At 43.5% G+C, this 15,484-nt stretch carries 12 protein-coding genes and 1 pseudogene; 1 reads left to right on the top strand and 12 read right to left on the bottom strand.

Annotated elements, in window-relative coordinates; genetic code table 11:
* Positions 1-132: 132 nt before the first annotated feature.
* From AB5170_RS07075 to feoB, 11 genes and pseudogenes are all read right to left on the bottom strand, one after another.
* Entirely contained in the window at positions 133-1,407 is a 1,275-nt protein-coding gene (locus AB5170_RS07075; RefSeq protein WP_195380254.1) for a CDP-glycerol glycerophosphotransferase family protein, read from the bottom strand.
* A gap of 77 nt (positions 1,408-1,484) precedes the next feature.
* On the bottom strand, positions 1,485-2,477 hold the full coding sequence (locus tag AB5170_RS07070) for a Stealth CR1 domain-containing protein (RefSeq protein WP_195983233.1): 993 nt from the start codon (positions 2,475-2,477) through the stop codon (positions 1,485-1,487).
* Positions 2,434-2,664, bottom strand: coding sequence for a DUF6783 domain-containing protein (locus AB5170_RS07065; RefSeq protein ID WP_368361878.1), 231 nt, complete (start codon positions 2,662-2,664; stop codon positions 2,434-2,436). Before AB5170_RS07065 ends, AB5170_RS07070 begins: the two co-directional genes overlap by 44 nt.
* Before the next feature lie 27 nt (positions 2,665-2,691).
* Complete coding sequence (locus AB5170_RS07060; RefSeq protein ID WP_195983232.1) at positions 2,692-3,792, bottom strand: glycosyltransferase family 1 protein; 1,101 nt, start codon at positions 3,790-3,792, stop codon at positions 2,692-2,694.
* Positions 3,793-3,862: 70 nt separating this feature from the next.
* Positions 3,863-4,603, bottom strand: a complete 741-nt coding sequence (locus AB5170_RS07055) for an ABC transporter ATP-binding protein (protein WP_173772721.1) — start codon at positions 4,601-4,603, stop codon at positions 3,863-3,865.
* Between the two features lie 87 nt (positions 4,604-4,690).
* Positions 4,691-5,467: an ABC transporter permease gene (locus AB5170_RS07050; RefSeq protein WP_118579579.1), complete on the bottom strand. Its 777-nt coding sequence runs from the start codon at positions 5,465-5,467 to the stop codon at positions 4,691-4,693.
* Positions 5,468-5,650: 183 nt separating this feature from the next.
* Positions 5,651-7,165 (bottom strand): nickel pincer cofactor biosynthesis protein LarC, encoded by a 1,515-nt coding sequence (larC, locus tag AB5170_RS07045; protein ID WP_195983231.1) that lies wholly within the window; start codon positions 7,163-7,165, stop codon positions 5,651-5,653.
* A 48-nt stretch (positions 7,166-7,213) separates the two neighbouring features.
* Positions 7,214-7,960 carry a nickel pincer cofactor biosynthesis protein LarB gene (gene larB, locus AB5170_RS07040; RefSeq protein ID WP_173774229.1) on the bottom strand — a complete coding sequence of 249 codons (747 nt, stop codon included), beginning with the start codon at positions 7,958-7,960 and terminating at the stop codon, positions 7,214-7,216.
* Positions 7,961-7,975: 15 nt separating this feature from the next.
* A pseudogene (locus AB5170_RS07035) lies at positions 7,976-8,035 on the bottom strand (DUF6783 domain-containing protein); the annotation flags it as partial.
* 206 nt (positions 8,036-8,241) lie between these two features.
* Positions 8,242-10,329, bottom strand: a complete 2,088-nt coding sequence (locus tag AB5170_RS07030; protein WP_270432608.1) for an RND family transporter — start codon at positions 10,327-10,329, stop codon at positions 8,242-8,244.
* A 102-nt stretch (positions 10,330-10,431) separates the two neighbouring features.
* Positions 10,432-12,777 carry a ferrous iron transport protein B gene (feoB, locus tag AB5170_RS07025; protein WP_173774227.1) on the bottom strand — a complete coding sequence of 782 codons (2,346 nt, stop codon included), beginning with the start codon at positions 12,775-12,777 and terminating at the stop codon, positions 10,432-10,434.
* A 545-nt stretch (positions 12,778-13,322) separates the two neighbouring features.
* On the opposite strand from feoB, the gene AB5170_RS07020 reads away from it, so the two are divergent.
* Entirely contained in the window at positions 13,323-13,907 is a 585-nt protein-coding gene (locus AB5170_RS07020; RefSeq protein ID WP_368362029.1) for a manganese efflux pump MntP family protein, read from the top strand.
* A gap of 144 nt (positions 13,908-14,051) precedes the next feature.
* Here the strand turns inward: AB5170_RS07020 and AB5170_RS07015 are convergent, their stop codons facing one another.
* On the bottom strand, positions 14,052-15,056 hold the full coding sequence (locus AB5170_RS07015; protein ID WP_195591159.1) for a calcium/sodium antiporter: 1,005 nt from the start codon (positions 15,054-15,056) through the stop codon (positions 14,052-14,054).
* Between the last annotated feature and the right edge of the window lie 428 nt (positions 15,057-15,484).

Raw genomic sequence — 15,484 nt, 5'->3', positions numbered from 1 at the left:
TTCGAAAAAATAATCATAGCACATTGTTTTCTAAATAACTATACCACTCACTTGTCTGTGAATCCGATTGATATAATTATTTACGAAATGATGTACTAGAACCTTTTTGGATGGGTAACTTCTGCTTTTATTTTACTTTATATTCAAATACTCTGCAAGTGCCTCGCAGTAACCTGACTTCTTTGGCATAGTGTGCATTGCAGGCAATAATCTTCTTCTCTCTTCTTTAAAAGGATCCTCTCCCACTGCGATATGGGAAAAATAGTCCTTCAGATCCTCTAAATTGTAAATCTTCTCACCTGGCATATATGCTTCCGGATTTTCAAATACAAATCCTCTTGTATTTCGATAGCTTTCCAGGTCTGTGAGCACATAGCCCAGAGGTCGGTCAAGAAGCATATAGTCTACTGCAATGGAGGAATAATCCGAAATCAGTCCATCCATAAGTCCCACCAGTTCATACAGCTGAATGCCCGATTTCTGAAGCATTTCTTCTGTCACATAACGGATATTGGTATACGCACCTTCATCCAGGGACCAGCCAGACTGAAGGGGATGTTTTTTGATGATCAGAAATATTCCGCATTCCCTTAAATGAACATCCAGTGCTTTCAGCTCCGCCTCGCTCTCCAATGCAGGAAGCTGAAAGGGAAGTTCAATTTCATTCTCTGCGCTGATCAGCACCTCACTTTTTCGGAAAGTAGGCATCCAGATCACGGTTTTCATATCCTTATGGGAAAAAAGCTTCTCCAGTGCCTCCCCACGGCTGACAGATGGATGGAGCATCCAGTCATATCTTGGATAGCCAAGGGCAAGAATCTTCTCTTTCTCACAGTTCCAGTAACGGGATTTTGTTTCCACAAACACAGGTCCCGGCACCATGGCATGGTCAAAATGCATCATGCTTTTTCCTGCAGGCGGCTTGTTGTCTTTGGCTGCATCCTTATAGCCGCAGCCATGCCACATGTTCACTGTGGTCTGCCCTTTACAATGGTAAAAATTCAGGTAAGCTGTATTGTTTGTATAGAAAAAAAATCCTGCAACAGCACCATAATAATAAGAAAGGGGGCTGGACCAGCCATATTTATTCTCTGCCGTTACAAATTTAACATTCTTGCATTTCAGTTTCTCACATTTTTTCTTATCGGAAACCATCCAGATAATCTGATAGTTCTCATTTATTTTATTCTGAATCAGATATTCATAAAAGGCCCTGGGATTGTCTGTCATGTCCTGCATGGTACGGTTTTTCAGCACAATGCAGTTCTGACGGAGCTTCCCGTGATTCCCGAACCATTTTCCCACCATGGCAAGCTCCGCTTTTGAACAAAAGCGGCCCAGATAATAAAGAACACTTCCAGCCAGACCCTCTTCTTTTATTTTCCTTTTAAGGGAATCCTTTGTCATCTCTTACCCTCGTTTCTATAATTTGCCTGACAAAAATTACGATACACCAGAGCCTGTATGAAAAAGGCTTTCTGCAATTACATCTCAAAAGACGATTTCTCTGGAAAAATCACTTCAAAGCTTCTCTGAATTTCTTTCTTCTGCTTCTCAAAATCACCCACATTCACATCATCATTAAGGCAGATCATCTTACACGCCTGTCTGCGAATGGTATGGTGGATCTGCTGATCATGTTTTCCTATGGTATAAAATCTTCCAAGCTTCGGTGACTGGGGCGTAAATTTCCCTTCCATGTACTGCCAATATTTCATCACGTACTGGTTCACATCGAATACTGTGCGGAAACGATTCTTACAAACCTCATCCAGAACAGCACCCTCTTCGTCCCATACTTTCCAATAGGTTGCTTTCAAAAAAGGACTTGGAAGATGTGAATATTTAAAACTGGAAAATTCACGATAAGGCAGCATCAGCACATTGCGGAAGAGCATTGCTCCATAAGCCGGACTGAACCATTTATTTGCCTGCTTTTTGATCACTTCTTTTTTATTATAATGCATATTGACAAGAGCTGCATCATTCATAAGAATATTGGCAAAAGGATTGCGGATATTGTCCTGCACAAGGGCGGTCTCAATACAGCAGTCACAGGGAAATCCATTTTTGAAAAAATCTTCCGGTCTCACGGAATCAATGAGAAACATATCATCATTAAAAAAGACGAAATGCTCTGACAATCCTTTTATTCGGTGAAGATTCAGTTCTATGGAATTAATATTAAAGGTAGGAAGATAAGCAGGCGCCATAAAATCCTCATGCTTTACAATCTGAATCTTTTCATGCGCTGTGTTCAGCCACTTTGGAACATGTCCCCATGTAACAAAATATATTTTATTTACCCAGGGAGCAAATTTCTCCACACCGCGGAACCAGTACTGGAGATTGTCCCAATCGCGGTATCTGCTCTCCCCGGCGTCAGTTCCCCTGCCAGGCTGATATTCCCTGCGCTGTGCAAGCCAGTCAGGGTCACTGCCGTCCACCCAGGTGAGCACAAAATCTATTTTTTCCATTTACGTTCTCCTGCTCTTTAAATGATTGCGGGCTAGAGCGTGTCTGAAAAAGGCTTTCTGCAAGATGTGCGTCACAATTTGTGGGAGATTTCGCCCTGATGAGGGCGCCGTAGCGGGCTACGGCAACCGAATTCGGGTGAAATATACCGCAAAGTGGGGCGTGCAGATTGCGGGAATGATTTTTCAAACACGCTCTAGAGCCTTCTCAGTCAGCTTATCTGCCATACAGAAGCATCAGCTTCTGCCCTTCCTTATGGATGTCAAATCCTGCTTCTGCCAGCCTTCTGGCTGCTTCTTCTCTTTCAATTCTCCCGGCTTCCTTCATCTTAAACACAGCTTTGGCCCATTTCTCCGGGCTTTCTGCCAGGGAAATCATTGTCACATTTTCCCGGGAGAGTACTGCTTCTCCTGTGATCTGGTCTGAAATCACACAGGGCAGGCCATTGGCCTGAGCTTCCAGAAGAGTAAATGGAAGTCCTTCAAATAAAGAAGGAAACAGGAAAACATCCATGGCGCTTAAGTACCGCTCCACGTCCTGACATACTCCCGTAAATATGATTTTATCCAGGACACCCGCCTTTTTAGCCTGCTCCTGGATCTGTTCCTTTAATTCGCCGTCACCAATAAGGCAAAGCCTTGCAGCTGGCTCTTTTCGTTGGATTTCATGGAAAATACGGAGAATGGCCTCATGATTCTTCTGAACCTGAAACCTGCCTACATGCCCTACTACCAGGGCATCCCCGGAAATCCCCAGCTTCTCTCTGATTTTCCGCCTGTTTGACTCTGAAAAGCCATATTTATCTGTCTCAATTGCGTTTGCAACCAAAGTTACCTCGCCCCGTTCAAAAGCCTTATCTCCGAACAGCCATCTGCCTGCTTTTTCGGAACAGGCAAACTTCTCATTCACATAATGCTTCATTCTGGGACGATTCACGCCATCCATCAGCTTACGCACAATTCCCGGTGCTGAAGCGTTATGGGAATGTGCGATCACCTTTCTCACTCCTGCCTGCTTCGCCAGGCGAAGTGGTACGATATTGGCTGCTGAAAGCATATTCACATGCACGACATCGTACTTCTCCCGGGAAAGGAGCTTCCGAAAGGCCTTTATATAGCCAAAGTAATCTTTTTTTATATTGGGAACATAAAAAACCCGTCCACCAAGCTCCAGGATTTCTTTCTCATAAGCAATCGTTCCATACATGGATACAAAATCAAAGGATACTCCCTGTCTGGCCAGTTCCCTGAAATAATTCATTACAAATGCTTCCATACCGCCAGGATTATTTCCCAGCCCTACCTGCAGGATTTTCATTTTTCACCTTCTAAACGCTTTATCAGCTTGTCATATCTGGAAACTTCCCGGGTTAATTCCTTTTTCATAATCAGCCACCTATCATTTTACTGTATTGCTCAGAGATCGGACCAATGTCGCCGTATGCGATCAGCTTGCCTTTTTCCAGAATCATGGCCTTATTGCAAAGGCGCTGTACCTGTTCCAGAGAGTGGGATACAAAAAGGACGGTAACACCTGAGTCAAACATACTCATGATCTTCTTTTCACTTTTTTTACGGAACTTGGCGTCACCTACGGAAAGGACCTCGTCCAGGATCAGGATCTTCGGTTCTACTACTGTGGCAATGGAAAAGCCAAGTCTGGATTTCATACCGGAGGAATAATTTTTCACCGGAACATCCATGAATTTCTGAAGTTCAGAGAATTCTACAATCTCATCATATTTGCTGTCAATAAATTTCTTGGTATATCCAAGCATGGCACCATACAGGTAAATATTCTCTTTTCCTGTATACTGCGGGTCAAAACCAGCGCCAAGTTCCAGAAGGGGAACCATTTTCCCATGTTTGTCCACATGACCCTCTGTAGGCTTGAATACACCGGAAATCACCTTCAGAAGAGTACTTTTTCCAGCTCCGTTAAGACCAAGGATACCTACACGGTCTCCCTTTTCCACGCTGAAGCTTACATTCTTCAAAGCCCAGAATTCATTGTACTGGATTTCTCTCTTAATGGTTTTAAATATATAATCTTTTAAGCTGTCAACCTTCTCACGGCTCAGGTTGAACTTCATGCTTACGTTATCGACTTCAATGGCTGTCTTGCTCATATTTTCTCCTTAACATGTTCCTGTAAATGGTAGTTTAGAGCGTGTTTGAAAAATACTTTCTGCAGGGAATGATTTTTCAAACAGGTTCTAGATGTACAGAATAAAATTATCCTGTTTTTTCTTGAAGCATACAAGTCCGATGATGGTAATCACTACGCTGAATGCAGCTGCATAAATTACATATGGCGCATACATAGGCTCTCCGAAGATTGCAGATCGGAAAATCTGAATGGTACAGTACAGAGGATTGAACTTCAGGATCCATGCCCAGCCACTCTTCAGCAGCTTGCTTGGATAATAGAAGATGGCACATGTATACATGATCAGCATCAGGGCAACAGACCAGAGGTACTCAATATCTCTGAAAAATACACCGATAGTTGCAAGGAACATTCCACTTCCGTAGGAAAGGATCAGAATGATGATCAAGGCAACCGGTGCCTGAAGCAGATAAATAGTCGGTTTCACACCCAGGATCACGCCTACAATGGCAAGCACAACCAGGGAGATCAGAAAAATAATATAATTATAAATTACAGTTGAAAGTGGATACAGATATTTCGGTACATACACTTTCTTGATCATTGCTGCATTGGATCGGATGGATTTCAGCGCAGCTTTGGTTGCAGAGGAATAAAAGCTGTACAGAAGACGTCCGGAAAGAATGTATACAGGGAATGTTTTGTCCGTGTTTCCATACAGGGTTCCGAAGACAATTGTCAGTACCACCATGGAAAGCAGTGGTTCTAGCATGGACCACAAAATACCAAGGTAGGAACGACGATATTTCAGCTTGATTCCTTTTTTGACCAATTCACTTAACAGGAACTGATACTGTCTGAGATTATCTAAATATTTCTTCATATTCACTCCATTATATTTTGAAAAATTTGGCTTTCTGTTTTATCCAAAGCATTCGTATATAAACTTCTTTTTGGAAAAAAGCCAAACTGTATTGTAACATACTCTTTCCCAGGTTGCAATATTGCGATTTAACCTGGAAGCGATCAATCAGTTACTGTGTTACTCCGTGACCAATAACATCAATCATTCCAGATTCTTACTTGCATCTACTGCCATCTGGTAGGCTTCTGCATAAGAAATTCCAGTCTTTCTGCAGATTTTCGCCAGGCTTTCATACTCTGGATAGCATTTCTCTGCTCCTTCTGAACCGCATATTTTCACTTCCACCTCGCCGAAGGGAATCATTACTTTCCGTTTTCTCCGGGGCAAAATCGTGCGCTCCATCCTGGCCCTGCGGATACCAATACTGGTAGTTTCTGCAAAAATCAGCGCTTCCATTCCCGGAACATCTTCTTCCTTACAAATTACAGTAAGAAGCCATGCAGGACGGTTTTTCTTCATATATACAGGAGTATAATGCACATCCCTTGCACCGGCCTCAAAAAGCTTCTCCATGACAAAGCCAAGTACTTCACCGCTGCAGTCATCGATGTTTGTTTCCAGCTTGTAGATGTAATCTGCACAATCCGCGCTTTCCGTAACACCGGTCTGAATTTTGGCAGTTTCATTTGCCGCACTTTCATTTCCTGCCGGAATTCCCACCGCTTTTTCCGGTTTATGGGATTCTTCCGGGTGAATCAGCATTGCACGCAGGATTCCCGGGCACTCATACGTCCTCTTGCCAGCTCCGATACCTGTTTTCTCAATTGCAAAGGTCTCCGGTAATTTGCAGGAAGTACGTACTGCTGCCACAATTGCCGCACCTGTAGGAGTTACCAGTTCACCCTGTACCGGAGTGATCCGCAGATTCAGGCCACACTGCTGTACAATATGGGTTACCGCTGGAACCGGAACTGGTAAAATGCCATGCTGGCAGCGGACCGTACCCATTCCTTCACATAATACAGGTACAATGACCTCTGTAATTCCAAGATTGTCCAGGCAGACTGCCACGGACAAAATATCTACAATGGAATCCACAGCTCCAACTTCGTGGAAATGCACCTCCTCCACCGGAACATTGTGGGCTTTTGCTTCTGCCCTTGCCAGGATCTGAAAAATTTTAAGGGCAATACCTCTGGCACTGTCAGTCATCTTTGTGTCAGCAAGTATCTGACAGATTTCGTTCATACCGCGATGTTTGTGATGACGATGGGGCTCGTGAGTATGTGCTGCTATCTCATCTCCATGATCATGTCCATGTGCTGCCACATTCTTTGCAGCTGCCTCATGGCTATGCTCATACTGGTGATTATGTTCTTCTGCCATATGCGTATGACTGTGATTATGTTCTTCTGCCTCATGCGTATGACTGTGATTATGTTCTTCTGCCCCATGCGTATGACTATGATCATGTCCATGCAGATACTCCATATCATGGTCATGTCCGTCTATCTCTGCATCCAGGATTACATCGAAATCACAGGCATCAATCCCGGATTTCGTCACCCTGCTTACTTTTATCTCAAATCCCTGCACCGGAATACTTTCAAGTACATCCTCCAGCACCTTCTGATCTGCTCCCAGATCCAGCAGTGCTGCCACTGTCATATCACCACTGATTCCGGAATAACACTCCAGATATAATGATTTTCCCATAATTCTCCTCGTTACAAATTTATCAAATTGCTTTTCAATTTGTGTCTCTTACTTACCAAGCGCCAGCCGGTTCATCTGCGTTGCCAGATATCCGGCTCCATATCCATTGTCAATATTCACGGTGGCAATTCCATTGGCACAGGAATTGATCATGGTCAGAAGTGCTGATAATCCATGGAAATTCGCTCCATATCCCACAGACGTAGGCACCGCGATCACCGGTCGGCTTACAAGACCGCCCATAACACTGGCAAGAGCACCCTCCATGCCAGCCACAGCCACAACACAATTCGCGTCCTGAATGATCTCCAGCCTGGAAAACAGCCTGTGCATTCCACTTACACCAACATCATAAATCCGTTCCACGTGAGTTCCAAAATATTCTGCAGTCTGTGCTGCTTCCTCGGCCACTGGAATATCTGCAGTGCCTGCAGTACAGACAGCCACCTTTCCCTCATGAATCTTATCTGGTTTCTCTATTTTCAGGATTCTGGAAACAGGGTCATACTGAACTTCCGGAAACTTCTCCTTCACCAGCTCATACTGTGCCTGGGAAGCCCTTGTTCCAAGTACTTCTCCCTCTTCCATATATAAACGCTCAAATATTTTCAGCAAATGGGCATCTGCCTTATTGCTGCAGTAAATCACCTCTGCGAAACCAGTACGGGCTTTTCTCCCCGTATCCAGCTTGGCATAATCCATTTCCTTGTAACCATCCTGTCGAATCAGCTTCCCTGCTGCTTCCGGAGAAAGTCCTCCCATTTGCACCTGGGCAAGGATTTCTTCTAGTGTCATGTACAAATCACTCCATTTCCTAAAACGTGTTTGAAAAAGGCATTCTGCAAAATGTACGTCACAATTTGCGGGAATCTTTTTTCAAACAGGCTCTAAAATGCAACACAATTATAACGTTTTCTTCTCTTTTATTCAACAAAAAAATCCTGCCTCATTTTGCTGAAGCAGGATTTCTATGCATCGCGAAGCGTGTTACTTGTCACGGAGCGAACCGTAACGGATTTCTTCCAAAGCCGGCTGTTCTGAGCGTAATCAGCGCTCCCAGGACGTCTGATTATGTTTTATTTCGCTTTGGCTGCCTTTTTATCTCCAAGGAAACCAATAGATGTAACACAGATCAGTTTATCGAAGATCATAAACATAGCTGGTAAGATAAACAGTACAACTACCATACTGATGATCGCACCACGGGCAAGCAATGTACAGATAGAACCGATCATCTCAACCTGTGAATAACAGGAAACACCGAAGGTTGCTGCGAAAAAGCTGAGACCACTGCTGATAATGGACGGCATGCTGGTCTTATGGGCAATGCTGATGGCTTCCATCTTATTCTTACCGTGCTGTCTCTCTCTCTGATAACGGGTAGTCATCAGGATCGCATAGTCAACGGTTGCACCCAGCTGGATGGCACCAATAACAATACTTGCAACGAACGGAAGGCTGATTCCCTGATAGTACGGAATGGCCATATTGACAAAAATCGCAAACTCAATAACCGCAACCAGAATGATCGGAAGGGAAATTGATTTAAAGATAATCATAATGATCAGGAAAATGGCACCGATGGAGATTACATTTACACGAACCAGATCGGCATCTGTGGTATCCTGAAGATCTTTCATAAGCGGTGCCTCACCGATTACCATTGCAGTATTATCGTATTTCTTTACTATTTTATCAATTTCTGCAAGCTGGGCATTTACCTCATCTGTAGCAGAACCATATTCAGAGCATACAAATGCAAGCTCATATTGATCTCCTTTGAAAATCTTCTTCAGATCATCCGGGATCATAGACTCCGGAACGGTAGGTCCGATCAGGGAATTCATACCCAGACTCCACTTCACACCCTCAACCTTATCAATATCATTTAACATCTGCTGTTTCTGCTTGGAGTCCATATTCTTATCCATCATAATCATATGGATATTGCCTACTGCGAAAGTTTTCTCCAGCTCATCATTGGCAATGTTGCAATCCAAAGTGGATGGAAGGGATTCTGCAATATTATAGTAAATCTTTGTATGATTGTTTCCATAAATAGCCGGAAGCAGAAGCACCAGGAAAATCACAGTCCAAAGCTTATAATGCTTCGTAATAAATGCAGACGGTTTATCCATTCTGGCAAGAAGCAGCTTATGCTGTGTCTTCTCAATAGGCTTGTCAAAAAACAGAACCAGTGCCGGAAGAATGGTTACACAGCAGATAACACCAATAATAACGCCCTTTGCCATAACAATACCAAGGTCACGTCCAAGAGCAAAGGTCATAACACAAAGTGCAACGAAGCCGGCTACTGTGGTAACAGAGCTTCCAGCTACAGACTTAAAAGTATTTGCAATGGCATGCCCCATGGCACGGTCCTTTTCACCAGGGAAACGCTTCTTATTTTCCTCGTAGCTGTTCAGAAGGAAAATGGAATAATCCATGGTAACACCAAGCTGAAGCACTGCGGTAAGTGCCTGTGTAATATAAGAGGTTTCGCCCAGAATAATATTGCTTCCCAGGTTGTAAAGGATAGCAAGTCCGATACTGAGCAGGAACAAAAACGGAACAACAAAGGATCCGCTTGTCAGCTCCAGAATGATCAGACTGAGTACTGCTGCGATCACAACGTAAATCGGCAGCTCCTGCATGGCAATGTTCTTAATATCTGTAACAACTCCTGTCATGCCACTGAGGAAGCACTGCTCGTTGGCAATCTTACGTAGTTCTGTGATAGCTTCCATGGAAGTATCTGAAGATGTAGTATTATCGAACAGAACCAACATCATGGTTGCATCGCCATTTATAAATACCTTTCTGTACTTCTCAGGAATCATCTCTACCGGAAGAGTGATATCCGCCACATCATCATACCAGAGAACATCCTTTACATGCTCTACTTCACTGAATTTCTCTTCCAGCTTCTGGACATCCTTCATATCCATATTCTCCACAATTACCATGGAAAAGGCGCCCATACCAAACTCATCCACCAGAATATCCTGACCTTTTACCGTCTCAAGGGTATCCGGCAGGTAACTTAACAGATCATAATTTACTCTCGTCTCTGCGATTCCGATCACAGACGGGATTACCAGCAAAAGTCCGATCAAAAGCACCAGGACCTTATGCTTGGCTATCCATTTTCCTACTTTGACCATTGATGTCATCTCCTTAAATTCATTTCTTTCGTACTATAGTATAACCCAAAATGACCAATAGTCAATATTATTTTTAACAAAAATGAAAAATAGTCATTTTTCTCAAAATCCGATCAAAACGCCGACGATTTTTACCAAAAATGCCGCAATCCAGGCGATCACACATTGTCCGATCACCACTCCAGCTGCCCATTTTCCGCCAAGCTCACGTTTCACAGAAGCAATCGCGGCTACACAAGGCGTATATAAAAGGCAGAAGGTAAGAAGGCACACTGCTGCCAGCGGAGAAAGCACCTCCACCAGTGCCGCTGTGCTTCCAAATAATATGGACAATGTGGAAACCACGCTCTCCTTTGCCATGAAACCTGTTACAAGAGCTGTGGAAAATCTCCAGTCTCCAAAGCCAAGAGGCTTAAATACCGGTGCAATAAATCCGGCAAGTACTGCAAGAATACTGTCTTTGGAATCTGTCACAATATTCAAATGCAGATCAAAGGTCTGTAAAAACCAGATCACAATGGTTGCCACAAAAATAACAGTAAAGGCTCTCTGAAGAAAATCCTTTGCTTTTTCCCAAAGAAGCTGGCCAACGTTTTTTGCACCTGGAAGACGATAATTAGGAAGCTCCATTACAAAGGGAACCGCTTCTCCCTTAAACATGGTTTTTCCAAAAATCAGTGCCATCAGGATTCCCATAATAATTCCGCCGAAATAAAGTGCTATCATTACCAGTGCACCGTATTTCGGGAAAAAGGCAGCTGTAAAGAAAGCATAAATAGGAAGCTTTGCCGAACAGCTCATAAAAGGAGTAAGGAGGATCGTCATCTTACGGTCACGCTCTGAGGGCAGGGTTCTGCTTGCCATAACGCCAGGAACTGTGCATCCAAAGCCTACAAGCATTGGGACAATGCTTCGTCCGGAAAGTCCAATCTTTCGAAGCAGCTTATCCATTACAAAAGCAACTCTGGCCATATATCCACTGTCTTCCAGAAGTGACAGGAAGAAAAACAGGGTGACGATAATCGGCAGAAAGCTGAGCACACTTCCAACTCCATTGAAAATACCGTCAATTACAAGAGAATGAAGCACATTATTTACGTTCCATGCAGTCATGGCCTGATCCACCACTGCAGTCAGCCAGGTAATTCCCATATCCAGAAGATCTGAAAGTCCCTTTCCGATCACACCAAAGGTCAGCCAGAAAACCAGAGCCATAATTCCTGCGAAGCATGGAATGGCTGTATATTTGCCTGTAAGTATTTTATCCATCTTCTGACTGCGCAGATGCTCCTTGCTTTCATGAGGCTTAATCACGGTCTCAGCGCAGACTTTTTCAATAAAGTCAAAGCGCATATGGGCAATCGCCGCGGACCGGTCAAGCCCACGCTCCGTCTCCATCTGCTTTACAATATGCTCCAGGGTTTCTTTTTCATTCTGATCCAGCCCAAGCTTTTCCAGGATCAGTTCATCCCCTTCCGCAAGCTTACTGGCTGCAAAACGTACCGGGATATCTGCCTGCTGAGCATGATCCTCAATGAGATGCATAATTCCATGAAGACATCTGTGAACAGCACCGCCATCATCGTTTGCATCGCAGAAATCCAGACGCTTTGGTTTTTCCTGATATTTTGCCACATGGATCGCATGGGCTACCAGTTCATCGATTCCCTCATTTTTCGCTGCTGAAATAGGTACTACAGGAATTCCAAGCGCCTCTTCCATCTGGTTCACACGTACAGAACCGCCATTCTGCCTTACCTCGTCCATCATATTCAATGCCAGGACCATAGGAACATCCAGTTCCATCAGCTGCATGGTAAGATATAGATTTCTTTCAATATTGGTTGCATCCACAATATTGATAATTCCTTTTGGATGCTGTTCCAGAATAAAGCTTCTGGTTACGATTTCCTCGCTGGTATAGGGGGACATGGAATAAATTCCCGGCAGGTCTGTCACCAGAGTATTCTTTTTCCCACGGATAATACCATCCTTGCGGTCTACAGTAACTCCCGGAAAGTTGCCTACATGCTGACTGGAGCCGGTTAACTGATTAAACAGGGTTGTTTTACCGCAGTTCTGGTTTCCTGCCAGCGCAAAGGTAAGAAGCTCACTGTCAGGAAGGGGATGCTCATCTGCTTTTTCATGATATTTACCTCCCTCGCCCAGACCTGGATGAGGAATCGCCCTGACACGGCTTCCTCGTTTCTGTTCTTTTTCATCCCTTACATTATCAATCTGAATCTGGGCAGCATCTGCAAGACGCAGGGTCAGCTCATAGCTATGTATCCTGACTTCAACAGGGTCACCCATAGGTGCATATTTTACCATGGTCACGTCCGCCATGGGAATGATTCCCATATCCAGGAAATGCTGCCGCAGGGCACCCTCTCCTCCTACTACTGTAACTGTGGCGGTTTTCCCGATGGGAAGGTCTTTTAATGTCATATGTACTTGTCCTCTTTTCCCATATGTAAGATTTTTGTTGCTGTTCAAAACTAAGCAGCAACCATTTTTGATAAAATTCGTCTGCTAATGATAAATTTTATCATTAATGTTACAGGAGTTAGTTTATTCTAATATCATCAGGATGTCAATATTATTGAGAAAAATTATTGACAATTTTATCATTATCTGATAAAGTTACGAAACAAGGTTTCCCTGTGAGGGAGTAGCAAGCGTGTCCACAGACGCGTGGCAAGTCAACATACCGACCGTATGAATCTGTTTGTATAGATTGCTGTTCACTGAATAAACAGCAGATTTCAGAGCAGTGTTTCGATCTGGCTTGCATTAAATTGCGAGACTCATGTATAACGTTATGCTATACATGGAGTCTGTCCTTTTATAAGAATGCAGATGACCCATATATAGCCTGTGGTTATATATCGGGTCTTTTTTCATGCTGTAAAAAGCTTCGCCGAGAGATCTGTTTCCACAGCAAATAAAAAAATGGAAACCAGTAATAAAATACATTACGGAGGAACGTAAAAATGAACTACAGTTTTGTGTTTTTTCTGAACAGCGCCCTGCTTGGAGTCGGACTTGCAATGGATGCTTTTTCTGTGTCCCTGGCAAACGGCCTTCACGAGCCTAAGATGCGCATGAAAAAAATGTGCGGCATTGCAGGCACATTCGGTGCTTTCCAGGCCATCATGCCAATGACCGGATGGTTATGTGTCCACACCATTGTAGAATACTTCAGGACATTTGAGAAATTTATTCCATGGATTGCGCTGATCCTTCTTTGCTATATCGGAGGCTCCATGCTGATCAATGGTATCCGGGGAACCGATGAGGGTGATGAAATTCCGGGAGTTGGTCCCAAATCCCTTTTCGTTCAGGGCATTGCAACCTCCATTGACGCCCTGTCCGTAGGATTCACCATCTCAGAGTATGACTGGCTGATGGCTCTTGTCTGTTCCCTGATCATTGCCATAGTCACATTCTTTATCTGCATGACCGGACTTTCCCTTGGAAAACGCTTCGGAACCAGACTTTCCAACAAGGCGGATATTCTCGGTGGCGTCATTCTAATTGCAATTGGTCTGGAAATTTTTATCAGCAATATGTTTTAATTATTTCAACATGTTTACCACTATTCAGCAAGTACTGTTCCGCCAGGTGTTTTACTATACAAGCGTTAATTTTCACCTGTTTTCCAATCAAAAAAGCTTTCATCTCTCCCTTTACGGGATGGATGAAAGCTTTTTCTGCTTTTATTAGCGGGCAATAATATATGCGCAATAAACCAGATATACCACCACCATTATAATACCCTCTTTGCGCTCAATTTTTTTCCTGGTTCCTGCAAAGATCCAGACCATAACCGAAAATACCATAAGAAGCACTATATCGATTATGTTTTCCCGGATCAAAGCTACCGGACTGATAGCAGATGAGATTCCAAGGACCATCAGAATATTGAAAATATTGGATCCGACTGCATTTCCAACTGCCATATCAACTTCATTTTTTCTTGCTGCAACTACAGAGGTTACAAGCTCCGGAAGTGAAGTTCCGATAGACACAATGGTAAGCCCGACCAGAGTCTGGCTCATTCCAAGCTCTATTGCAATCCTGCTGGCTGTATCAACGGTAAGGTCACCGCCAAAAGCAATTGCAGCTGCACCCACGATCAGAAAGAGGATACTTTTGCCATATGACAGCTCTTTCATATTATCACATTCTTCAACACCTTCTATTTCAACCTTCTGTCCTGCAGCACGGGCTTTCATTGCGCTTCGTACCATTGTGAAAATATATCCGGCAAACACGATCAAGAAAATAACTCCATCTGCATGACCCAGCGTCATTCCCGCCTTATCTCCCAGTCCTGAAATTCCCAGTACAAGCAGAAATAGTGCACAGCCTAAAGACAAGGGAATATCTCTTACCACAGTTGCTTTCTGGACCATAATTGGCGTCAGAATTGAACAGACACCAATTACAAACATCAGATTAAAAATATTGGATCCTACTACATTGCTGACAGCAAGTTCATTATTCTGTACCAGAGAAGCAGTCACACTCACGGCTGTTTCTGGCAGTGAAGTTCCCATAGCCACAATCGTAAGACCAATGATGATGGGCGGAACCTTTAACTTCTTCGCAATGCTGGAACTTCCCTCCACAAAAAAGTCAGCCCCTTTTACCAGAAAGGCAAATCCCACTGCCAGCAGCAGGATAACAGCTGCAATCGGCAATCCATTAATAATATTTTGCATAATATTCTCCTTTTGTTATCCGCATATTTTTACCTTTACAGATTCTCCAGAGTGTGTTTGAAAAAGGCTTTCTGCAAAATGTGTGTTACAAAACAGCATTTACTTCATAAGCCTGCTTCTTTGGAATTACATCTGCCCAAAATGTAAAAAGACTCATGTATGCCATAACATGCATACATGAGTCTCATTCTTTAAGATTTGCCAGGCCTGAATCAGATCTGATCAAAGCCGCGACTGTTGACAAACCACGTTTTCACGCAAACTACTCCCTCACAGAATCCATATGTGTAGTTAATATACCAAATTGCCGTTAAGAAGTCAACCTTTAATCTTCCTCTATATGCTCTCTTATATGAACCATTTATGATAATGTCCTAATATACCACAAAGGAAAATGTCCCAATGTAGTATAATGCTTCCATCAACAG

The sequence above is a fragment of the Ruminococcus sp. RTP21484sp1_RTP21281st1_A8_RTP21281_210402 genome (assembly GCF_040914025.1).
In the GTDB taxonomy this organism is placed as follows: Bacteria; Bacillota; Clostridia; order Lachnospirales; family Lachnospiraceae; genus Blautia_A; species Blautia_A faecis.
Note: the sequence above shows the minus strand (reverse complement) of the source record. Positions and strands in the feature narration are given on the sequence as shown.

What these genes read in the sequence shown, in the direction of transcription:
- AB5170_RS07075 (WP_195380254.1), bottom strand. Translation starts at nt 1,407, where the DNA reads ATGACAAAGGATTCCCTTAAAAGGAAAATAAAAGAAGAGGGTCTGGCT.
- AB5170_RS07070 (WP_195983233.1), bottom strand. Translation starts at nt 2,477, where the DNA reads ATGGAAAAAATAGATTTTGTGCTCACCTGGGTGGACGGCAGTGACCCT.
- AB5170_RS07060 (WP_195983232.1), bottom strand. Translation starts at nt 3,792, where the DNA reads ATGAAAATCCTGCAGGTAGGGCTGGGAAATAATCCTGGCGGTATGGAA.
- AB5170_RS07055 (WP_173772721.1), bottom strand. Translation starts at nt 4,603, where the DNA reads ATGAGCAAGACAGCCATTGAAGTCGATAACGTAAGCATGAAGTTCAAC.
- AB5170_RS07050 (WP_118579579.1), bottom strand. Translation starts at nt 5,467, where the DNA reads ATGAAGAAATATTTAGATAATCTCAGACAGTATCAGTTCCTGTTAAGT.
- larC (WP_195983231.1), bottom strand. Translation starts at nt 7,165, where the DNA reads ATGGGAAAATCATTATATCTGGAGTGTTATTCCGGAATCAGTGGTGAT.
- larB (WP_173774229.1), bottom strand. Translation starts at nt 7,960, where the DNA reads ATGACACTAGAAGAAATCCTTGCCCAGGTGCAAATGGGAGGACTTTCT.
- AB5170_RS07030 (WP_270432608.1), bottom strand. Translation starts at nt 10,329, where the DNA reads ATGGTCAAAGTAGGAAAATGGATAGCCAAGCATAAGGTCCTGGTGCTT.
- feoB (WP_173774227.1), bottom strand. Translation starts at nt 12,777, where the DNA reads ATGACATTAAAAGACCTTCCCATCGGGAAAACCGCCACAGTTACAGTA.
- AB5170_RS07020 (WP_368362029.1), top strand. Translation starts at nt 13,323, where the DNA reads ATGAACTACAGTTTTGTGTTTTTTCTGAACAGCGCCCTGCTTGGAGTC.
- AB5170_RS07015 (WP_195591159.1), bottom strand. Translation starts at nt 15,056, where the DNA reads ATGCAAAATATTATTAATGGATTGCCGATTGCAGCTGTTATCCTGCTG.